Here is a 20,587-nt window from a genome sequence, read left to right as displayed (position 1 = left end):
TCACAACAGATTCTAGTCAAACACTACCGTTTTATTACCATGAATCAACACTCGATCTTCCAAGTGATAGCGCAAACCTCGAGCCAAAACTGTTTTTTCAACATCACGCCCTAAACGCTTCATATCGTCAATCGTATGTGCATGGCTAATACGAATCACATCCTGCTCAATGATTGGCCCAGCGTCTAGCACCTCTGTGACATAGTGGCATGTTGCCCCAATTAACTTCACCCCTCGCTCATTTGCTTGGTGATAAGGTTTAGCCCCCACAAATGAAGGTAAGAAACTATGGTGAATATTAATGACTTGACCCGCATAATCACGACACATTTGCGGTGGCAGAATTTGCATATAACGCGCCAGAACAATTACATCAGCATTATATTCTTTCACCAAATTCTCAGTTTCTGCAAATGCTTTTGGCTTGTTTTCGGGTGTCACAGGAATATGATGGAAAGGCACTTTATACCAATTTGCCATATCGCCTAAGTCTGCATGATTGGAAATGACGCATACGACTTCACCCGGCAACTCATTTTCATGCCAACGATGCAACAAATCTGCCAAGCAATGGGATTCCTTCGAGGCAAACAATGCAATGCGTTTTGGCTTTTGTGAATCCGATAAAAACCACTGCATTTGAAACGCTTCTGCAAGCTCTGCAAAACCTTCTTCAAACACCTCTAAACCCGATGATAGAGAAGAAGCCAAAATCTCATGGCGCATAAAAAACCAACCATTGGCCGCATCTGTATGATGATTGGCTTCAATAATAGTGCCACCTTGATCAGCAATATATTGTGCGACTTTGGCAACAATCCCTACTTGATCTGGACAAGAAATAACTAAACGGTAAACGTGATTCATAAAGATGTCTCAAATAATTTGTCTGCCAAAACTTAACCGGCCGGTAAAAAACACTTTCTACCGGCCGGTTAAGATTAAAGAGTTATATCGCTATAACCTTTTTATAAACGAATGCTCGTTATTATACGCAAGGTACCTTCAATATGACGGTTGAATTTTCTCCAGATGGTACCTCCGTTTCGCCTTTCGACTCGACCCAAGCATCCATGCCACCCACCATATTAACAACGTGTTTGAATCCCATTTCTTGTAAGGTTTTAGTTGCCAAAGCCGCGCGTCCCCCCGACTTACAAACCACCAACCAGTTTTCATCACGCGCATCTCGCAATGCCGGATTAGCACCAGGATAATTCAAATCTGCGGCAGGCTCTAAAACACCACGTGGAATATTGATTGCTCCAGGAATGGCCGCTGTTAAATATTCACCAGGTTCACGTACATCCAGAATTTTATAACCCTGAGAAATTAATGTTTTAGCTTGCTCAACATCGCATTTTTCGATTTCCGCCATTGCCGCCTGAACATAATCCATTAAACCTTTTGACATTTACCTGCTCCTAAAAATTTTAAAAAATCACTAAAAATAATACCCCTTCATTGCGTAAAAATCAGCAAAATTTCTATGAAAACACCCACAAAATGGAAAAAAACTTAACAAGTCTTTTTCATCAGGGTTTCGCTTTCGCAATCCAGCCCCCTTTCGGCTATAATCCTCGACAATTTTAAAACTTTTAAAGAACTTTTTACTTTTCAAGACACAAACACTCTTCGTCGCAGCCGCTCTCAGACAAACTTCGGCATTTCACGACAAAACAGGGAAGTTTCCATGAAAATCGTCTCATTTAACACTAATAGCGTCCGTCTAAGACTGCATCAGCTACAAGCTTTAACCGATCAAATTGCGCCTGACATTATTGGATTACAAGAAACAAAAGTCCAAGACCATGAATTCCCAATAGAGGACATCCAAGCGATGGGTTACAACGCGCTATTTATGGGACAAAAAACACATTACGGTGTTGCCTTGCTTTATCGTCAAGATATTGAACTGGTTCATTCACAAAAAGGTTGGAAAAGCGATGATGAAAGCGCTCAAAAGCGCATGATTATTGGAGACTTCAAACTTGAAAACGGTGACGAAGTTCGTGTGATCAACGGTTATTTCCCTCAAGGTGAAAATCGCGACCATCCTGTAAAATTTCCTGCCAAACAGAAGTTTTACCAGGATTTAATGGAATACCTACAGACTGAATGCAATCCAGAGCAACCGATTGCTGTCATTGGTGATTTTAATATTTCACCTACAGATAACGACATCGGCATTGGTGAGCCAAACCGTAAACGTTGGTTACGTGACGGTAAAACCAGCTTCTTGCCCGAAGAGCGAGAAATGTGGCAGACTTTAATTAACTGGGGGCTTATAGATACTTTCAGAACAGTGCACCCAGAAGTAAATGATGTATTTAGCTGGTTTGATTACCGCTCCAAAGGTTTTGATCGTGAACCCAAACGTGGTCTGCGTATTGATACCATCCTAGCAACAGAAGTGCTCAATGCGAAAGCAATTGCCAGTGAAGTCGGTTATGACATTCGTGGTATGGAAAAGCCTTCTGACCATGCCCCTGTATGGACTGAATTTAAATAATTAACCGGCCGGAGAAATCTCCCTATGAGTGATGCCATTCACCCTTTAAAAGTTGTCCAGAGCAATCACCTGACACAACAGATTATCCAGCTACTACTTCAGCCGGAAAAACCGATAAAGTATCAAGCAGGTGATTACATAATGCTTGGTTTTGATACAACTGAGTTAAAACCTTTCTCGATAGCCGCAGCGCCAAGGGAAGACGGGCTTTTGGAATGCCACATCCGCAATCAATTGGACAGCGACTGGATGCAAAAATTATTCACCATTCAAGCCGGTGATCATTTGGTCATGCAAGGGCCTAAACCACAAATGCAATTACAAACCTCTTCTGCACCTGTCATATTCGTCGCTGGTGGAACAGGCTTCGCACCAATGAAAGCATTACTGGATGAGTTACTTCGCCAAGAAGCACCCCAACCGATTGAATTCTATTGGGGAGCTCGCAGCCCTGAAGAGCTGTATGCGAACCAAACCATGCTTGATTTAAGCTCGAAATATGAAAACTTAAACTATATTCCCGTTATCTCTGACGATACTCATGATTGGAATGGAAATACTGGCTTTGTCCATCAACAGGTACTTAAGGATCACCCGAGCTTGACAGGCTTCATGGTATATCTTTGTGGTCCATGGGACATGACTCAAACTGCCAAACAAGACTTTTTGGGTGCCGACCTACCTGAAAATCACTTTATCGCCTAAAAAAACGACTCCATGCCGGTTTCACCCACCTCAGAAACCGGTATATTCATCTTTACATAAACTCCCTATAAACTTACCCTGATATCTGAATGCCAGAATCTTAGGAGTACTCATGCTTGTGCAAATCGTTTTCGCAGTGCTTGCAATCAGCTTAACGCCTTTCACTTCGGCTGCAAACAACCCAGTCCTACAAGCCGATAAAACCTCAAAAGACTCAGAAAAATCCCAACAAATAACCTTCTATCAAGATTGCTTGCTCAGAGCAGCAATGACCGAATCCTCGCATACAACACTCGAGCAAATTCGTCAAAGTTGCAAAATGCTCTCTGCTGCACAAACGGAACCGCTTAAACCTTTAGAAAAGCGTCGCTTAAACGAAGTCGCGACACAATCCAATCCATTTGTCATTACACCGCACAAACTGAACTATGCGATGTTTACCCATTTTACTTCAGGCATTCACAAACGTCCTTTCGAAGAAGATGCTGGCAAACCACTTGAGTACCGAGATCAGGAAATGCAATTTCAGTTGAGTTTTAAGATCCCACTCATTACCCAAATGCATTTTTTAGGCAAAGAACTGGATATTTACGGCGCTTACACCAACCGCTCTTTTTGGCAGCTATTTGATGATGAAGATTCCATCCCTTTCCGAGAGACCAACCATGAACCAGAACTTTGGGCACAAATGCACACCGACATCGACTTTTTTGATTTCAATCTTCATACTGTCAGCCTTGGTGTGAACCACCAATCCAATGGTCAATCTAACGCCCTATCTCGCGGCTGGAATCGACTGTTTTTGCAAGCAAAAATGCAGCATGACAACAGTACCCTCAACTTTAAAACATGGGCAAGATTTGATGAACAAGATGAATTCGATAACAGTTTTAACTACACCAAGTATTTAGGCGATTTTGAAATTGAAGCCGCTCACCGAGACGGTGACAACACTTATGCTCTTACGCTTCGAAATAGCTATAAATGGAATCAATACGGTGCCGTCAAATTCGAATTTACACATCCGCTGACCAAACGTTTGAAAGGCTATATTCAATATTTTAATGGATATGGAGACAGTTTAATTGAGCTTGAACATCGCTCAGAAAAGGTTGGGTTTGGAATTGTTTTAGTGGATAGGTTTTAATAGAAATTGACCGGCTGGGAAACTTTACCGGCCGGTAGAATAAATATTTAAGCTTCAATCAACTTCGGTGAACCATCCTCTAAACGCTCAATGGCTTCTTTATAAATTAAAGCCGCCTGAGAGGTTTTCCCCTCCGCTTCATAGCAACTTGCCAAGGCATGAAAGGTTTCCAACTGAGGGCACAGCTGTAAACTCTTCTTTAAGTGATTCTGCGCCATGACCCACATTTGACTTTGGCAAGCCAAACGACCTAAGGTAAGTAACAATACAGGGTTATCTTCTCGCCCCTGCAGCCATTTCTCTGCCATTTTTAAACGCTCAAACGCAGGACCTAAGCTCAAACGGCCATATTGATAAACTAATCGATCATTCCATAACTTACCGACTGATTTTTCTAACAGTTCTTTTAACCCCGACTCTTCGCCAAAACTGATACTTTGCTCAACATACTCAGCCAAAATATCTGCCTCTAGTTGATATTTTTTCGCCAATGACTGCCAATACGTTTGCAACTCATCATATGTCAGGCAAAGGGTTAACTTACCAGCCATTAATTGACGTTCCAAAGTCCACAAGTCTTCACGCACAATCGCTTTAGATTTTTTAATTGCTGGTAGCAAAGCTTCTAACGCATCCCATTGCTCCGTCAAACGATAACCATAAGCTAACTCGCGTACCACTGCAGCATTCTTTGGATCCTCTTCAAACAGCGCCTTAAGCAAAGCAACCGAATCTGTAGGCGATTTCTCTTGCAACAATCGCGCCTCAACCAAACCAATAACGATATATTCTTCAGGATAAGCTTCTCGTGCTTCACGCAAATAATAGTCACGACGCTCGACAATTCCTTGATTATGCGCCATCTTAGCAGCGCTCAAATAATGCACTAAACCAGATTCACTATACTTTGCACTTTTAATGAGCAGCTTTTCAGCCTTCTGCCAGTCACCATATTCCAGTGCCAGCAATCCCTCATGCATTGAATTTTGCGCTGAAGAGTAACGCTTCATTTGTCGTCGTCGAGCAACTATCTGCGGCAGATGCCACAAAAACATGACCAATTGCACAACGAAATACCCTGTCGCAATAATGGCAAGCACGAACGCTAACATAAAACTGAGACTGGTTTCTAAAACCCAATCGCCCCAAACCATGGACACCCGGCCATTGTCATACAACATAAGTGTCGCCAACGCTGAAGCAATAAAAAAGACAACCGCCCAAATTACAATCAGTCTCATAATCGAAACTCCTAATTATTTGAAGGTTTCACGTGAAACCCTGCGGTGGCTAATGGCTGCCGACCTTTACGTTCAAAAGCTCTAAAAGGCTGTAAAAGCCCTTCAAATTGCTTTGAATAAGCCGAAAAATTTTGATTCACAAATTTTTGTACTTGATCAATTGACAGTTCATAGCGCACTTGTGATTCATGCTGTGCACTCCATTCCATTCGCTCAATCAACAATAACAGACGTTGTTTTTGTAAGTCGTGCTGGAGAAGTGCTTCTACCGTTGTTGGCTCACCCGTTGTCTGACGGTTTTTAATGGTCACCATTTCACTTAATCGCATTAACAATCTTTGCCAAGCGGTTTCTTGTTCAGCCACCTCTCCTACCTGCAAAGCATCTGTTTGCACAACTTGAGTATTCGCTTGCGGCATTGATTCGGCCTGCTGAAGCTCAAGTTTTGGTGGTGCCAAAGCCGCTATTGCGGCATAAAGTTCATCTAAGGACGGCAGTGGTTGTTTAGAAAGTTCAAACCATTTCTTAAGTGTCGCAACATCTTGACCAATCAAGCGAGCCAGAGCCGTCACATTTGGATAACCACTATTCACAGCCGTTTGCTCAATCGCATTGAGCTTATCAATCGTCGCTTCTGCAGAAGCACCCAATAACCATTGAGTATTTGCTTCAAAAATCCATTGCTGCAATAAAGAAGCATCAAGCATCACTCCCGACGGTTCAACTTGCTTAACTCCTGTCGAATCAAGCGGTGCTATCAATTCTTCCGCTTTCTGACTGAGACGATTTAATTCTTGTTCAAGCATAGCCACCTTTTGTAAAACTGGCGCTAAATCAACTTCTCCTTCGGAAGTTTGCACAGGTGTTTTCAAGGTTTTAACAGTTTCTAACGCCTGCTTTAACTCTGACTGAATACTTGCCTCAAATGCCGCTTGCTTGGCTTGCAATGCTTCAATTGCAGCGGAGCCATCAACGGCTTTCATTTCATTCTGAATTTGTAAAATGTCCGATGACAATCTTTCAAGGGTCGCATTGTCTTCACTCAACGGAGCTGAAGCAGATAACTGACCGACAAGATCGTCTTGCTGATCCATAATATTGAATTGCTTATTCTGAACTTGGTTCAGATCATTTCGTAGCTCATTTAACGCCTGAGTATTCTGCATCCCCATTAATAACAGGAATACGCTAAACACCACCAACAAAAGCAGGACAAAAGACACCAAACGTGATGTTTTTGCCGACTTAACTGTCGTTTGGGAGGGTTTCGAAGCTCGCTCACTCCGCTTACTCTTAGATTCAGAATTCTCAGAAGTGTCACGCTTCTCGTGCTTTTTCAGCGTACTTTGAGCAGGTTTATTCGGTGACGCGCCTTGCGATGATTGGCTAGATTCATCGGCCAAAGCGCCTTCCAAAACATCTGAAGAAGTCGACTCTGATTTGGATAGCTTCTCCATCGCATCATGATCTTTATTGGTTTGCGTCATTTTCAACCTCAACAAAACAGAAATAGTATAAAAGTTTACCGTAAAACTCTGAGTTAACCGATAAATCAAAAGCTTTCTTGGACAGAATCAAGTTGTAAAAAATACACAAGACATTTTCAGGATAGAGAATCAAGGCAATGACATTCTTTGCAACGAATCCAAAATACCTTGATTACTCTGGATTGATACCACACAAATTTTTGCCTCAGGAACACCTTGTTCAACCATCAATTGCTTGATACGTGAACTAAAAACTAACCAGCTTTCAATGGATTGCCAAACGGAGTTTTTAAAACTTTGATAATCAGAATCCCAATCCACCAACAACGTAAACAGACTTTGCCAACTTTCTAAACTCGAAACCAAAATAACCGGCCGGGAAGATTTAACAAAAACCCGCCAACTATCAGTACAGAACTGCGCTGGTTGGCGGCGATATAATTCAAATTCTTCAACCAAGCTACCCTGCTCGGACAGTTGAGTTTTAATCACATTTCTTCCGCCTACCCCGCTTAACAGGGCAACGCGTCTGGGAGGAACGTCAGCAAACACTTGAAAGTCTAACAAAATTTGCTGCATTAAATCTTCAGATACAAATTGCTTACGCGGAAACAACTTCACCTGAAGACCTAAATTCTGTGCGGCCTGAGCAGTTGCTTCACCAATTGCAAAAACTGGACACGCTAACTCATGGACTAATGACACATCTTTTAAATCAAAATTTAACCGGCCGGTATCTTTCGCCTTCATTTGGACAGGCGCGTTATTCCTTACAAAATGCTCGGGGCATTGATTAACCCAACCGACTAAAGCATTCACACTGGTGATAAAAATCGCGTCAAACGACTTTTGGCTAACTAGCTCATCTAAGGACTGGCGCTGTTTTGGTGAAATAGTCGTTCCAACAATCTCAAGAGAGGGACAAGGTAATGTCTGAAACCCATTTGCATTTAAAAGCTCATCCAAAGGCTGGCTCTGATGCTCAGGCCGCGTATTTAACAAGCAAATTGACGATTTTGACACCTTATCACGCCTTTTAGCTACATTTACGATTTATTATTCAACGCATGCAAAACTTTTTCGATTACTTTGTCGGCAATTTGATCACTCATTTTATCCGCAACCGTATCCACGAAAATTTCAGCAATTCGATCCGCTAATTCTTGAGCTTGCATATCGGTCGAAACTTTTTGAGGAGCCGCTTCTTTTGCATAAACTTCTTGCAAGATTTCACGAGCACCCATCGACAATAACTTATCACCTAACTCAGTACCGAGCTCATCGGCCTGATCAGCAGAACCAGTCATTGTTTCCTTGAGAATCGTTGAACCATCCAGAGATGCGACTAAACCTGTCAATGTAATTTGATTATCTTCTAATTCAGCGAACACACCGATTGGTACCTGACAACCACCTTCCAAGCGGCGGTTCATTGCTCTTTCCGCTAAAGTGCGAATTTCGGTTTCTTTGTGATTGAGCACAGAAATAATCTCCAGCGTTTCACGATCTTTAGCAAAATACTCAATCCCTAAAGTACCCTGCGTCACTGCTGGCAAGCAGACTTCCGGCGAAATCTCATGACGAATACGTTCATCCAACTCCAAACGCTGAAGACCCGATGTCGCCAAAACAATGGCGTCATATTGACCCGCATCCAATTTCCCCAAACGCGTACCCACATTTCCTCGCAAATCTCTCACATCCAAATCTGGGCGCTTGGCTTTCAGTTGCGCTTTTCGACGCAAACTAGACGTGCCCAAAATCGCACCTTGCGGCAAATCGTCAAACGACGCGTAGTTATTTGAAACAAATGCATCTGTCGGTGCGTGACGCTCCAAAATTGCGCCTAATGCAAACCCTTCCGGCAATACCATCGGCACATCTTTCATCGAGTGCACAGCAATATCGGCTTCTCCAGCCATCATACGGTCTTCTAGCTCTTTCGTGAAAAGGCCCTTACCGCCAATTTTTGCTAAAGGTACATCTAAGATTTTGTCGCCCTTGGTCGACATTGGCATCAGTTCAACACGTAAACCTTCGTGATGCTTCTCTAATTCCGCTTTAACAAATTCCGCTTGCCACATTGCCAATGGGCTTTTTCGAGTAGCGATTCGCAAGACCTTTTTCATAAAAACTCAGTTTCCTGTATTTTAATTCTGATGCGCAATCGAATGACCTATCAAGGCGATTCTTCTTCAACGCAAAAATAAAACTCAAAGCCAAGATAGGTGTTTACGATTAACCAGCAAAATGCCATATTGCTATCTAAGCTTCTTGTAAGATAAATAACCGTTTATTCTACTCAAAAAGCCCCTGTATTTTTGCTCGTTTTCGATAAAATAACCGGCAAACGTATGGCCGTTTGTCGAACTGAAAAATCGTGATAAGGAATCGATGCGCTTGCAGAATCAAAATCAAACCATCCAAGCATCCAAACATCTATTCGGTCTAGGACTGGCTTTTTTCTTAAGCTTCCAGCCAATTGTGTTTGCCAGTGATATTTTGGACGACTTATCTGTTTTACAAAATACTGCAAGCAATGAACAGGTCACAACGGATAAGCTGATCGAATTGACAGATTTACAGAAATTGGCCGAGCAATCAGAAAAAAAAGGGTTGCCAATTGTTTTAATGTTCAGCGCACAGTGGTGTGAGTACTGTGACGTATTAAAAGAACACGCACTCAATCCAATGATGAAAAGCGGCCTTTATGAGGGCAAATTGGGGCTGTTTCGTCATGTTGGCATTGATGAAGCAGAGCCACTTGTTTTGTTAACTGGCGAGCGTCTGAAAAAGTCAAAATGGGCTTACCAATTAAATGCCGATTTAACACCCACGATACTGTTTATCGACAGTCGAGGCCAAGTAGTGGCAGAGCGTTTAGTCGGCATTTCAGAACTCACTTTATTCAGTGCACTTGTTCACGCACGACTGAATGAGGCTTATAAAAACATGGGGATTGATAAGGTCATTCCTGCGACCCCTGAACAACTGGAAAAGCAAACAAAAGCCACCCAGTAACCAATAGAATTTACCGGCCGGTTAACTTTATGGAAAATCGGCCATTCAAAATTGCTAACAAATGGAACACACTATGAGCAACGAACACAACCAAGAAAAACTTTCCAGTGCACGATTCAGTGAATCAACGGACGCGTTTGTCGAGGAATTCACGGCCTCCATTCCATTTGATTACCGCATGTACAAACAAGACATCCAAGGGTCTTTGGCACATGCTGAAATGCTAGCCAGTGTTGGCATTCTCAACCAAAAAGAACTGGATGCCATTATTCAAGGTCTTGGACAGGTCCAACAAGAAATTGAAAATGGTGAGTTTAACTGGTCAATTAAGCAAGAAGATATTCACATGAATATCGAAGCGCGTTTAACCGCATTAATCGGCATTACCGGAAAGAAATTACATACGGGTCGCTCACGAAATGACCAAGTCGCAACCGATATCCGCTTGTATCTTCGTGATGAGATCGATCGAATTTTGAAAGAATTGCAACGCTTGCAAGTAGGCCTAGTCGACTTGGCTGAGCGCGAAGCCGATACCATTATGCCAGGCTTCACGCATTTGCAAACGGCTCAACCGGTGACTTTCGGCCATCATATGATGGCATGGTTTGAAATGATTAAACGCGACAAAGAGCGCCTGCAAGATTGTCGCAAACGCTTGAACAGTTCGCCATTAGGTTCAGCCGCTTTAGCTGGAACCACTTATCCGATTGATCGTCAGATGACTGCTGAGTTGCTTGGATTTGATCGAATTTGTGAAAATTCGTTAGACGGTGTTTCAGATCGCGATTTCGCCATTGAATTTTCAGCGTTTTCCGCAACCTTACTCATGCACTTATCACGTTTTTCAGAAGAGTTGATCCTCTGGTCATCCGCACAATTTCAATTCATCGATTTGCCGGATCGCTTCTGCACGGGCTCATCGATTATGCCGCAAAAGAAAAATCCCGATGTTCCAGAACTGGTTCGCGGTAAAAGCGGTCGCGTCTATGGCCACTTAATCAGCCTGTTAACGCTCATGAAATCGCAACCTTTGGCTTACAACAAAGATAATCAAGAAGACAAAGAACCTTTATTCGACACGGTCGATAATGTGCAAAACTGTTTGCGTGCCTTCGCAGACATGGTGCCGGCAATTCAAGTGAAAAAAGAAAATACCTATGCGGCAGCAAAAAGTGGTTTCTCGACCGCAACCGACTTAGCCGATTATTTAGTCGGGAAAGGACTGGCATTCCGTGATTCTCACGAAGTCGTTGGCTTAGCCGTGGCTCATGGCATTGAAACCGGACAAGATTTATCAGAAATGTCACTGGAAACACTACAAGGTTTTTGTGAAGACATTACCGAAGATGTTTATGATGTCTTAACGTTGGAAGGCTCAGTCTCTGCACGTGACCATTTTGGTGGCACTGCGCCAAACCAGGTCTTAGCAGCTGTTTCTCGAGCTCGTGCTTATCTAGATTTATAAACGATTAAATCAACCGGCCGGTAAACCTTTAAAGTCTACCGGCCGGTAACATTTTCGGTAACGCAGTTTCTTTACCAACGCAAAGAAATGCACAAAAATCCTATTGTTAATCCGCCAACTGAATCACCGAACGTACTTTCATATCTTTATAGGCAAAACTATTCAATGCCTTTAAATCGACCAAACACGCCATGCCAATCACGTCATAACCAACCTCTTCACATAATTGTGCCGCCGCTCCCATAGATCCGCCTGTTGCAATCAAATCATCCAATAAAACGACTCGACTACCATCGCCTTTTTGCATCTCAAGTTTATCGGAACCATATTCCAAACCGTACTCCACCGAGGCATGAACATTGGGTAATTTTCCAGGCTTGCGCACTTTAATAAAGCCTTTATTATGCTTATAGGCCAACGCTGAAGCGAAAATAAACCCACGCGATTCAATTCCTGCTAAACAATCAATCTGATTCCATTCCTCTTCGGAAAACAGCGCGCTCATGGCATCAATCGTTTCATTGAAATGTGATTTCAATAATGGAGAAATATCACTAAACAAAATGCCCGGTTTTGGAAAATCCGGTACGTGATCTAAATATTGCGCTAAAGGATGAAGCGATTCATTTGACATAAAATACCCTTTGTTACGATAGGCCTTTGAAAACTGGTGGTTTACACACGATTAAATTCTGAATTCAAGTTTGAGAGCTGAGTATTTACGCGACCTTCAAAACTGCGTATGCTAATGTCTATACGAGGTCGCTTTTCAGCGTTTTTTACTTTGAGTCATTCTGAGGGTGAGATTATATGCCACTAAATCAAAATAACTACGAGCGTTTTTCTCTGCAAGAGTTGCCTCCTCACGCACGAGATATTGCTGAATATTTATTCAACAGCCGGCCCTTGGTCTATTTTTTTGAACAACAGAAAACACCCGAGCCAGATACTTATCTATTAGACGGGCGAAAGGTTCCGCATTCGATGTGGCCAGAGATTATTCATGCGGCACTTTTAGCCAAGCTATCTTTTTTTGAACCCAACCCCAGCCTGACCCGAGAACAAATTTTATTTCTCATTCAAAGCGCATGCACATTAATCGACATGCCACTTACTCAATATTCGCTTGAGGACGTTATTCGTCAGAATAAAGAGCGAATGCCAAAATTAAGCAGTTGGCTCATTGCTCAAGCCCAACTTTTACACAAAACCTAGCGAAAATCGACTTGCAAATCAATGACCGGCCGGTCGACTTTGCTAGCATTAAAGCGGCATTTGATCAATTAAACGTTCCATTCTCGCTTCAAGCCCCTGCGCACTTTGCAAAACTTTTTCTGGATTAATTAACTCTGAGAGAGGCAACAATGAAGCATTTTGGCTGTTCATCGCGGTCTCTGCGCTCTCAACTTCCTGATCCAACAAATTAACTTGAACGCTGGATGCTGTCTCCAACCCATTCGGATCTAAAACAAGAAGTCTTTCCAATACCTCAGATAACACAGCCTGCGCCTGAATTGCACCGCTTTGAACAGCTAAAACCAGCCAAAACCTTGCCAGTTCAAGCGAAGTTTCAGATTGAGCATACAATTCACCCAATGCAACCTGCGCCAACAACACGCCTCTCATCGCTGCAAACCGATATAGAATTTCAGCATGTTGTTGATTTTCAGGAACGCCCTCACCGTTTTGCAAAAGCCTTGCAAGTAAAAATGCCCCTTCAGGATTACCTTTACAAAACGCCTGATAATACATGGTTGCTGCAAGCGCATAAGATTGACTCACCGGTTCGCCTGCTTCATACATTTTCCCAAGCATCACTTCAGACTGAGAATGGTTTTTAAACACACAATTCTCAAAAAGATTAAAAGCGTAATCGAGTTCATTGGATTTGTAGGCAGCCTTTGCATGATCAAATATCGCCATTAATTTGTGAGCATCACCCATTGCGGTCTTGATCGCAGAATCTTGCCAACTATCAGGAATATTGAGAGCTTCGACAGAAGCCAACACCGCTGACTGAATCACCTTATTATCTTCCAACCAAGCTTGTAATTGCTCAACGGATGGACGGTTTTTAGGATTTGGATCCAACATCCAGCGAAGTAAACTTTCCCAAGTGCTTTTTAGCTTTGCCGTTTTAGGAAAACAAAGATTTTGCTTTAGCCAGCCTATCTGCCATGACGTTGGTCGTTCAGTTGCAGGTAAAAAATGACCTTTGCCACCCGTTTTTTTAGAGTACGTTGAATGAGTATCTGTTTTTAACCGGCCGGTTTCAGACCATAAAGCCTCAACCAAATGCACACCGGTTAGTGCATAATACAAACACAATCCTAAACTATAGATTTCACTCTCAATTGTGCCTTTTGCATCCCAAGACTCTGGTGATTTGTAAAGCAAACTTTCATAGTCACCTGGCAACTTTTCTTGCTCATAAGCGCTACACGCATCGCTTATATGGCCCCAACCCACAAGTTGTGCAGCCTTCTTTTTTACCACCCAGTGAGAAGGTTGAATTCTACTGTGAATCCTGCCCTGCGCTTGCAATAGCTTAAGAACTTGCACGCCCTTCTTTAACAAAGATTTGGCTTTTTTACTCGAATACACACCTTTCTTTGCCACCTTAGTCAACAATGTCTGCTTGCCAGCATCCTCAAAAATAAACAGATAATGCATTGCGACTTTTCGCACTTGCACAATATCTACAATTGATTGCTCACTAAAATTCGCCAACAAAAACTGCTTTTGTAATTTCAACGAGTAAAAATTTTGAGCATTGGGAAATACCTTAACCAATCGGCTGACCGACGAACCATTCTCAAGCATTTGCTTGATTCTATAGACAGAATGAGAAGAATCTACTGGGGTCACATCAAGCAGGTCTTTCTGCTGTTCCAATAAAGTCATATTTGGGTGCATATTTCTCAACTTTTATTGCTCTAAAATTGGTTTTTTCGTCAAAAAATTTAACGAATCGAATAGAAAGATTTTATCACTGATTAGGAGCCATACAGTAGGCATTGCGAATAATGCGCTATACCATCAGTCCTTCAAGGTTTTTCAAGAAAGACCTCGCAATGTGAAGATAAAATATGCCATAATAAACATACAGTTAGCAAACGCGAGGGGGGCTTTCTATGAATTCAATAAATCCTAGCTTGGCATCAGCCGTTCAAAGCATGCAATCACCTTCACAGGTGAACCCAGCCGTTCAGCCTCAGTCAGCGGAAGTGCAAACCTCAACACCTAGTAGTGCAAGCACCACTGTCACCTTGAGTAGCGGTCAACCTCAAACAATGGTGGATTACAGCGGTTTAAATAACCAGCAAACTGTGCGAAATTCAACTCAAGTTGAACAAACGGCGATTGATGGAAATCAGGTCTCAAGTGGTACGACTTATGCGACCAACTTACAAAACCAGAGCAGTTATTTTTTGACTCAGCAGGCTGAAACACCTAGCAATATGTCAGGTAACACAACGGAAAACTTAGCAAATCAAAACGCTAATATCGCTAGTGAATAATGTCTGAACTAGAGATTTCCAATCAAACTCAATAGGCTCTCTTAACGAGAGCCTTTTTATTTATAAAAAACAATTTTTGTGCATCTATAAAAATCGGCTGAATGAATATCTTTTAGAGAGCTTTGCACCCAAAGGGCATAAACACGAGTAAGAGTTAAAGCATAAATTGTGAAAAAATTCTGTTGAGCTAGGCAAAAAGTGCAGGGAATAGCTAGCTATTCGCAAGATGCCGCCCAACGGAAGTACCCTTGGGGTATAACAAAGCTCGGCAGGATTTTAGCCAATTTTGGTTATTTATTATCTCGTGTTTATGCCTTTTGGATGCAAAGCTCTCTTTTAATCTTAGTCAGATGAACAAAGCCTTTTTATAGAAAATTCTTATACCCCTATAAAATCTCAATACTTTATTAAGACTTCTTTCACGTTAAGTCATTGATGCCCCTACTCATATTAAGTAAACTAATTTCAACTTAATAAAGTTCAGGCAAGCATTTTTAGAAACGCTTCTTATCGATCTTTAATAGTTGTTTTCATGTAGTCTAATAATCGAGATTGAAACGTTCCCCTATGTTGATGTCTCATATTGCTCCTCACGAAAAGCACTGTACGGCCAATACAGTGCTTTTTTTTTGCGAAAAATAATCACTCTTATCAGATATCAAACCAAAATCCATCGGAATCGGCATAATTTTCAACAAACGTCTAATATGGAAAATGATTATGAACGACCATCGAAACTATCGCCATGGGCATGGCTCAGATGAGCAACACAAAAAAGACCAAGCGCTTTTTAAAGAATTACTCGAACACCATTCCGAATTAAAGCGGGAAACGCAACGCCTAGCGAATGGAATTTGCAGCAGAACCACTTCTGAAAACCCCAAACTAGCAAAAATTATTCAGCAGCACACGGTTGGTATGGAAAAACGATTTGGTATGAATCGTGCCATTCGATCTTGGGACCCGCTATTTGCAGCCCTATTTGAATATAAAGACCAAATGTCGTTTGAATATAAAATAATACCGGCCGGTGTCGAAGCCACTCTCACTGCTGAAGACCCGAAACTTATTGAACTCATTCATGCACATGATGAAACCATTCATGGTTTTGTAAATGAAGGTTTTGACGCAGGTGGCCGAGAAAGCCCAAAACCTCATTGGTTAAAGTAACTAGTCGCCACTTGAATCTTCGAATGTTAGACCTTAATAAATGAATGTTACAAGCATGAATGTAAGGATAAAATCATGATTATTATGTGCCCAAATTGTGGTGGTTTAAATCGTGTCGTTGATGAAAAGCTCCAACAAAATCCACAATGTGGAAAATGCCAAGCCTCACTGTTCAGCGGAAAACCCATTGAAATGACCGGCGTGCAATTTCAAAGAGCAATGCAAAAAACAGATTTACCCATGGTTGTTGATTTTTGGGCTCCTTGGTGTGGGCCTTGTCAAGGGTTTGCTCCAGTATTCCAACAAGCAGCAATGAATTTCGAACCTCGCGCACGTTTTGTCAAAATAAATACCGAAATCGAACAACAACTTGGAGCACAACTTGGCATTCGCTCCATCCCGACACTGGCTATTTTCAAAAAGGGACAAGAAGTCACTCGCATATCTGGTGCAATGGATTTAGGTCAATTCACCCAATGGCTAAATCAACATCTATGATGCATTAAATAATTCGTGGTCTAAAGTCAGTTGATGGCATCACTACTATTGTTTAATATTTAATAACAAATATTGTTTTAAATGATTAACTGTTGCAGAAAATGAAATATTCTTTAGCTGACTTACACGCTTTTATTGCGGTTTCTCAAACCAATAGCTTTCACCAAGCGGCAGAACGACTGAACACCAGTGCAGCTTCGGTCAGCCGAAAGGTTTCAAATCTAGAAGACGCACTCGATGTTCGCCTTTTTCACCGAACTACTCGGAAAGTGCGGCTCACTGAAGCTGGCAAACAATATTATGGGGATGTGCAAAACGTCTTAGAAGCCCTGCAAGAGGCTGATGAGCAGCTGCAAAATAATCAAAATGAACTTTCTGGAGAATTAAAAATCGCTGCGCCAATGAGCTTTGGTGTTGAAGTGCTCTCGCCACTTTTAACGGAGTTTATGCATCAACACCCAGCGTTGCATATTGATTTACAATTGGAAGATCATCAAACAGACTTACTCTCTAGCGGAGTAGATTTGGCACTAAGAATCGGAGAATTAGCCGATTCATCGTTGATTGCGACAAAAATTTGTAACTTAGAATTTGGCTATTACGCGTCACCGAGCTATCTGGAAAAACATGGCGAACCCATTCACCCAGACGACTTATTACAACATGAATGTTTACATTACAGCTTGGTGAGCCGCTCTTATGAATGGGGCCTGAAGGACTCTAACGTACAATTAAAAGGCCGACTAAGCGCAAACAACGGCGAAGCACTACGTGAAGCAGCAATCAATGGCTTAGGTTTAGTCGCTCTGCCGCGTTTTATTGCCGAAAAGTCGATACAGAAACAAACGCTTAAACCCATTTTAGAAGCACATTCACTACAAACATCTGGACTTTATGCCATTCGTCTATCTCGCAAATTCACCCCTAAACGTATTACCACACTCATTGACTTCCTTAAACTAAAGCTAGGCTAAGTAGTCGATTCTGAATAACTCGTTTAATTTATGGCAAAGCCAGTTATTCAGAATCGACTAAGTACCAAACAGCTATCTAAAGAGCAATTTAAAAATTATTTTGTGCGTAATCTCAACCGGCCGGTTAAACTGTAAAAAATTTGTTTTGTTAGGAAAATAGCATGGAACTCGGTTCAGTCGAACATAAAGAACTACTTTGGAAAAGCATTCGAAAAACAGCTCTTAAGACATTTTATCTCGGTGCATTTATCGGTATTTTAATGATTATCCCAAGCCTGATCTACACCAATACTTTCTCACTGGGACTTGCCTATGCAGGCGCAGCGATTGTTATTGCAACAGGGCTTTATGCCGGATGGACTGCATGGCAGAAATACCAAAAGTTAATCAAACCCTTTGCAGAACAATTTCCCGACAAAGACGAATAAAGCCTTTGTTCTAACAGGCGACAAGCGGTATCTAATCAACAGAGCGTGTATGTAAAGCTCGCCATACCAGACACCAAGCAGATTCCGTTTGTTGCCACTGCTCACATTGGTTTTTAAGAAGCTCCAAACAATCAACATCATCTTTGTTCAATTTTGCATACAAGCTTTGTTGAGCGAATACAATCAATTCTTGAGCCTTTTCAAACGCCTCGTTTGAGCTCGCATCGACCTTATAAACCTCCAACCAGTACCCACAGCTATAACTCGATATTGCTTGGTATTTACCGTGTGGATGTCTAGCTAATTGCCAAACAAACAAGCTTTCAAGAAGTTGTTTAACCGATTGTGCATTTTGACAATCACTGCGCATTTTTTGCCAGTGCCAAAAAGCCCGACTCACTTTAAGAAATTGCTTTAAAACCCAAATAAGCAACACAAAGCCAATAACCCATAGAGCCCAAAATACACTCTTAGGTAGACTGATATTCCAACCGGCCGGTAAAGATTCAACCTGCCATTTCTGCGTATCGGGGTTTACAAACCGCAAATGAATATCAGGTTGCTTCCAAAACCACTGTTGTGGACGAAATGGAATCGTGAGTTGCAAAGATTGTAGAACAACCATGCCTCCCTCTTTTTCCTTTAGACTTTGCTGAATTGCCATCTCTGGAGATAGCCAAATGACCGACTTTACTTCTGATAACTGACGAACCACCTCCTGAGCCAAGTTTTTTAAATGCGAGGGGGAGACGTTCTCTGCTTGCATATTCCAGTACCAATAATTGACATCCTGATAAACACTAATGGTTGGTTTCGAACTTTGCCACTGCAAATCTGCTACCAAGGCATCGGCCGGTAAAAAACTGGGGAGAGGATGTAAATTGATGGATTTAATTGGTGAGAAAAAATGCCAATAACGACCATTCGGTCGACGAACTTTTATATGAGTACTAGGGATTTTCTCTTGGCGCCGACTCAAAGGTTCAACAAACCCGCGGTAATTAAAAACGGTGGTCAACTGATATTGATTTTCCCGTGGCTGCACAGGATCAAGGACATCCAAACGCCATTTTTCACGCATCGACTGATTCATTAAATGCGCTTCTGGAATCAAACGCCATTCATCAGATGGGAGTTTCAATTCAGCGGTTTGCACAATAGATTTCTGAAAAAACAATGTCTGAGGAAGTTCGTGCCATTTAATATTAATATCGGGATTTTTAACAACTTTTATCAACCGTTCCTTTAAATTCACATCATTTAAGCGAATATTTGGGAAAACATATTCACCTTCTTGATAAGGATAAAACTTTATTCGCAAACGATTGGAGCGACGGTCTACTGTGTCGATGACAAAATTCTTTTTCAGCTCACCGAATTCGTAGGTCTCGAAGATTTTAACCGCGTCTTCACCGCGTACAGTCAATGTTAGAGCCTCACCCAAAACCAACTCTTGCCCCAACTCTGAACCTTTTAGCTCAATTGAATCTGCCGCCTTCACATTCAGGCTGATTAAAATTAATCCAAATAGAAAGCCGACATTACGAAAAGTCTTCAAACAAAACTCTACCATGGGTCAACTCCTGGTATTTCATGAGCTGTTTTTTGATCAGCAAAAAAGCCTTCCTCTCGCTCCATTAATCGTTTTAGCAACAGCTGTTGATTGAAATCTTTTGTTTCTAATTCCATCAAAAACTTTTCTGCTTTCAATTTGTTCACCGTTTGTTGATGCACTCCCTCTGTGGCCTGCTCAGCAGAATTCACTTGAAGTTCACTGGTTTTCGAGTGCAAATTAAACTGCGTACGATTTTGGCTTTCCGGCAATTGAACTTGTTCATCAGGACTTCCACCCTCGTCTTGTTTTTGACCTGCGCCTCCAATAAAATTTTGGCCAAGATCCAACTTTCCTTCTCGTTCACCAGCCCCTTGCCCTTGACCTGTTTGACCTTGCTCACCACGACCACTTTGACCCCGTTGCTGTGGTTGCTGTGCTAGCTTTTGTTGCATGGCAATTGCCAAATTGTATTTTGCATCTGGAAATTCAGGCTGATAAATCAAAGCTTGCTGATAGGCTTCAACCGCATAGTTTGCAATTTGCGCCTGCATATAAGCATTGCCCAAATTAAACAATGCTTGAGCCCTTATTTGATCTGTGGCAGCCACCTTTGCAACCTGTTTAAACGATTCAATTGCTAGCCCCGATTCCTTCAGTCGATACGCAGAACTTCCAACCCCCATCAAAGCCATCTCATATTGCTCTGCTTCTGGTGTGCTTTCTGCCACAGTCTGATAAGCTTCCAATGCATTTTCATATTGCTTATTCTCATAAAACTGAAATCCTTGTTGCAAATCGTCAGAACTTGCCAAAAGCGGCCGACTCATTAACAACAGCACGTAAAACAGCATAAAAATAAC

20 protein-coding genes and 1 pseudogene are annotated in these 20,587 nt (G+C 41.9%); 11 read left to right on the top strand and 10 right to left on the bottom strand.

The annotated features are described in order from the left end of the window. Window positions 1-12: 12 nt before the first annotated feature. Window positions 13-867 (bottom strand): formyltetrahydrofolate deformylase, encoded by an 855-nt coding sequence (gene purU / locus D9T12_RS00900; protein ID WP_130536408.1) that lies wholly within the window; start codon window positions 865-867, stop codon window positions 13-15. Between the two features lie 121 nt (window positions 868-988). After that, window positions 989-1,414: a rhodanese-like domain-containing protein gene (locus D9T12_RS00895; RefSeq protein ID WP_130536407.1), complete on the bottom strand. Its 426-nt coding sequence runs from the start codon at window positions 1,412-1,414 to the stop codon at window positions 989-991. Between the two features lie 279 nt (window positions 1,415-1,693). Between D9T12_RS00895 and xthA the strand changes: the two genes are divergently transcribed. The 3 genes from xthA (at window position 1,694) to D9T12_RS00880 (ending at window position 4,364) form a co-directional block, all read left to right on the top strand. Further along, on the top strand, window positions 1,694-2,512 hold the full coding sequence (gene xthA, locus D9T12_RS00890) for an exodeoxyribonuclease III (protein WP_130536406.1): 819 nt from the start codon (window positions 1,694-1,696) through the stop codon (window positions 2,510-2,512). 24 nt (window positions 2,513-2,536) lie between these two features. Further along, window positions 2,537-3,217 (top strand): FAD-binding oxidoreductase, encoded by a 681-nt coding sequence (locus D9T12_RS00885; RefSeq protein ID WP_130536405.1) that lies wholly within the window; start codon window positions 2,537-2,539, stop codon window positions 3,215-3,217. Between the two features lie 112 nt (window positions 3,218-3,329). After that, the gene (locus D9T12_RS00880; RefSeq protein ID WP_130536404.1) at window positions 3,330-4,364 is read left to right on the top strand and encodes a phospholipase A; all 1,035 of its coding nucleotides are present in this window, start codon (window positions 3,330-3,332) and stop codon (window positions 4,362-4,364) included. A gap of 47 nt (window positions 4,365-4,411) precedes the next feature. Here D9T12_RS00880 and D9T12_RS00875 read toward each other — a convergent pair whose 3' ends face one another. The 4 genes and pseudogenes from D9T12_RS00875 to hemC all read right to left on the bottom strand — a co-directional run. Continuing rightward, on the bottom strand, window positions 4,412-5,605 hold the full coding sequence (locus D9T12_RS00875) for a heme biosynthesis HemY N-terminal domain-containing protein (protein WP_130536403.1): 1,194 nt from the start codon (window positions 5,603-5,605) through the stop codon (window positions 4,412-4,414). 11 nt (window positions 5,606-5,616) lie between these two features. Next, complete coding sequence (locus D9T12_RS00870) at window positions 5,617-7,092, bottom strand: hypothetical protein (protein WP_130536402.1); 1,476 nt, start codon at window positions 7,090-7,092, stop codon at window positions 5,617-5,619. A 129-nt stretch (window positions 7,093-7,221) separates the two neighbouring features. Continuing rightward, window positions 7,222-8,115 (bottom strand): uroporphyrinogen-III synthase, encoded by an 894-nt coding sequence (locus D9T12_RS00865; protein WP_165395017.1) that lies wholly within the window; start codon window positions 8,113-8,115, stop codon window positions 7,222-7,224. A gap of 182 nt (window positions 8,116-8,297) precedes the next feature. Continuing rightward, window positions 8,298-9,221: pseudogene (hemC, locus tag D9T12_RS00860) on the bottom strand (hydroxymethylbilane synthase); the annotation flags it as partial. Window positions 9,222-9,486: 265 nt separating this feature from the next. Here hemC and D9T12_RS00855 point away from each other — a divergent pair. Both D9T12_RS00855 and argH read left to right on the top strand, forming a co-directional pair. Continuing rightward, on the top strand, window positions 9,487-10,113 hold the full coding sequence (locus tag D9T12_RS00855) for a thioredoxin family protein (protein ID WP_130536399.1): 627 nt from the start codon (window positions 9,487-9,489) through the stop codon (window positions 10,111-10,113). Window positions 10,114-10,186: 73 nt separating this feature from the next. Then, complete coding sequence (argH, locus tag D9T12_RS00850; RefSeq protein ID WP_130536398.1) at window positions 10,187-11,581, top strand: argininosuccinate lyase; 1,395 nt, start codon at window positions 10,187-10,189, stop codon at window positions 11,579-11,581. A 106-nt stretch (window positions 11,582-11,687) separates the two neighbouring features. On the opposite strand, the gene D9T12_RS00845 is transcribed toward argH, so the two are convergent. After that, on the bottom strand, window positions 11,688-12,215 hold the full coding sequence (locus tag D9T12_RS00845; RefSeq protein ID WP_130536397.1) for an adenine phosphoribosyltransferase: 528 nt from the start codon (window positions 12,213-12,215) through the stop codon (window positions 11,688-11,690). A gap of 176 nt (window positions 12,216-12,391) precedes the next feature. Here D9T12_RS00845 and D9T12_RS00840 point away from each other — a divergent pair, with 176 nt between their 5' ends. Continuing rightward, complete coding sequence (locus D9T12_RS00840) at window positions 12,392-12,796, top strand: hypothetical protein (RefSeq protein WP_130536396.1); 405 nt, start codon at window positions 12,392-12,394, stop codon at window positions 12,794-12,796. A gap of 48 nt (window positions 12,797-12,844) precedes the next feature. Here D9T12_RS00840 and D9T12_RS00835 read toward each other — a convergent pair whose 3' ends face one another. Then, complete coding sequence (locus D9T12_RS00835; protein ID WP_240693264.1) at window positions 12,845-14,497, bottom strand: Sel1-like repeat-containing protein kinase family protein; 1,653 nt, start codon at window positions 14,495-14,497, stop codon at window positions 12,845-12,847. A 218-nt stretch (window positions 14,498-14,715) separates the two neighbouring features. Here D9T12_RS00835 and D9T12_RS00830 point away from each other — a divergent pair, with 218 nt between their 5' ends. From D9T12_RS00830 to D9T12_RS00810, 5 genes are all read left to right on the top strand, one after another. Next, complete coding sequence (locus D9T12_RS00830) at window positions 14,716-15,102, top strand: hypothetical protein (protein ID WP_130536394.1); 387 nt, start codon at window positions 14,716-14,718, stop codon at window positions 15,100-15,102. Window positions 15,103-15,822: 720 nt separating this feature from the next. Continuing rightward, the gene (locus D9T12_RS00825; RefSeq protein WP_130536393.1) at window positions 15,823-16,272 is read left to right on the top strand and encodes a hypothetical protein; all 450 of its coding nucleotides are present in this window, start codon (window positions 15,823-15,825) and stop codon (window positions 16,270-16,272) included. Window positions 16,273-16,347: 75 nt separating this feature from the next. Next, the gene (gene trxC / locus D9T12_RS00820; protein WP_130536392.1) at window positions 16,348-16,770 is read left to right on the top strand and encodes a thioredoxin TrxC; all 423 of its coding nucleotides are present in this window, start codon (window positions 16,348-16,350) and stop codon (window positions 16,768-16,770) included. Between the two features lie 101 nt (window positions 16,771-16,871). After that, complete coding sequence (locus D9T12_RS00815) at window positions 16,872-17,744, top strand: LysR family transcriptional regulator (RefSeq protein ID WP_130536391.1); 873 nt, start codon at window positions 16,872-16,874, stop codon at window positions 17,742-17,744. Between the two features lie 161 nt (window positions 17,745-17,905). Beyond that, on the top strand, window positions 17,906-18,172 hold the full coding sequence (locus tag D9T12_RS00810; protein WP_130536390.1) for a hypothetical protein: 267 nt from the start codon (window positions 17,906-17,908) through the stop codon (window positions 18,170-18,172). A gap of 31 nt (window positions 18,173-18,203) precedes the next feature. On the opposite strand, the gene D9T12_RS00805 is transcribed toward D9T12_RS00810, so the two are convergent. Both D9T12_RS00805 and D9T12_RS00800 read right to left on the bottom strand, forming a co-directional pair. Beyond that, window positions 18,204-19,745 (bottom strand): hypothetical protein, encoded by a 1,542-nt coding sequence (locus D9T12_RS00805; protein WP_130536389.1) that lies wholly within the window; start codon window positions 19,743-19,745, stop codon window positions 18,204-18,206. After that, window positions 19,739-20,554, bottom strand: a complete 816-nt coding sequence (locus D9T12_RS00800) for a tetratricopeptide repeat protein (RefSeq protein WP_165395016.1) — start codon at window positions 20,552-20,554, stop codon at window positions 19,739-19,741. The genes D9T12_RS00805 and D9T12_RS00800 overlap by 7 nt, the downstream gene beginning before the upstream one ends. Between the last annotated feature and the right edge of the window lie 33 nt (window positions 20,555-20,587).

This window comes from Thiomicrorhabdus indica (genome assembly GCF_004293625.1).
Classification (GTDB): domain Bacteria; phylum Pseudomonadota; class Gammaproteobacteria; order Thiomicrospirales; family Thiomicrospiraceae; genus Thiomicrorhabdus; species Thiomicrorhabdus indica.
This window is presented reverse-complemented; position numbering and strand designations above follow the sequence as displayed.

Bases quoted from the DNA above. Each gene is read 5' to 3' on its own strand.
- purU (WP_130536408.1), bottom strand. From the start codon at position 867: ATGAATCACGTTTACCGTTTAGTTATTTCTTGTCCAGATCAAGTAGGG.
- D9T12_RS00895 (WP_130536407.1), bottom strand. From the start codon at position 1,414: ATGTCAAAAGGTTTAATGGATTATGTTCAGGCGGCAATGGCGGAAATC.
- xthA (WP_130536406.1), top strand. From the start codon at position 1,694: ATGAAAATCGTCTCATTTAACACTAATAGCGTCCGTCTAAGACTGCAT.
- D9T12_RS00885 (WP_130536405.1), top strand. From the start codon at position 2,537: ATGAGTGATGCCATTCACCCTTTAAAAGTTGTCCAGAGCAATCACCTG.
- D9T12_RS00880 (WP_130536404.1), top strand. From the start codon at position 3,330: ATGCTTGTGCAAATCGTTTTCGCAGTGCTTGCAATCAGCTTAACGCCT.
- D9T12_RS00875 (WP_130536403.1), bottom strand. From the start codon at position 5,605: ATGAGACTGATTGTAATTTGGGCGGTTGTCTTTTTTATTGCTTCAGCG.
- D9T12_RS00870 (WP_130536402.1), bottom strand. From the start codon at position 7,092: ATGACGCAAACCAATAAAGATCATGATGCGATGGAGAAGCTATCCAAA.
- D9T12_RS00855 (WP_130536399.1), top strand. From the start codon at position 9,487: ATGCGCTTGCAGAATCAAAATCAAACCATCCAAGCATCCAAACATCTA.
- argH (WP_130536398.1), top strand. From the start codon at position 10,187: ATGAGCAACGAACACAACCAAGAAAAACTTTCCAGTGCACGATTCAGT.
- D9T12_RS00845 (WP_130536397.1), bottom strand. From the start codon at position 12,215: ATGTCAAATGAATCGCTTCATCCTTTAGCGCAATATTTAGATCACGTA.
- D9T12_RS00840 (WP_130536396.1), top strand. From the start codon at position 12,392: ATGCCACTAAATCAAAATAACTACGAGCGTTTTTCTCTGCAAGAGTTG.
- D9T12_RS00835 (WP_240693264.1), bottom strand. From the start codon at position 14,497: ATGCACCCAAATATGACTTTATTGGAACAGCAGAAAGACCTGCTTGAT.
- D9T12_RS00830 (WP_130536394.1), top strand. From the start codon at position 14,716: ATGAATTCAATAAATCCTAGCTTGGCATCAGCCGTTCAAAGCATGCAA.
- D9T12_RS00825 (WP_130536393.1), top strand. From the start codon at position 15,823: ATGAACGACCATCGAAACTATCGCCATGGGCATGGCTCAGATGAGCAA.
- trxC (WP_130536392.1), top strand. From the start codon at position 16,348: ATGATTATTATGTGCCCAAATTGTGGTGGTTTAAATCGTGTCGTTGAT.
- D9T12_RS00815 (WP_130536391.1), top strand. From the start codon at position 16,872: ATGAAATATTCTTTAGCTGACTTACACGCTTTTATTGCGGTTTCTCAA.
- D9T12_RS00810 (WP_130536390.1), top strand. From the start codon at position 17,906: ATGGAACTCGGTTCAGTCGAACATAAAGAACTACTTTGGAAAAGCATT.
- D9T12_RS00805 (WP_130536389.1), bottom strand. From the start codon at position 19,745: ATGGTAGAGTTTTGTTTGAAGACTTTTCGTAATGTCGGCTTTCTATTT.
- D9T12_RS00800 (WP_165395016.1), bottom strand. From the start codon at position 20,554: ATGAGTCGGCCGCTTTTGGCAAGTTCTGACGATTTGCAACAAGGATTT.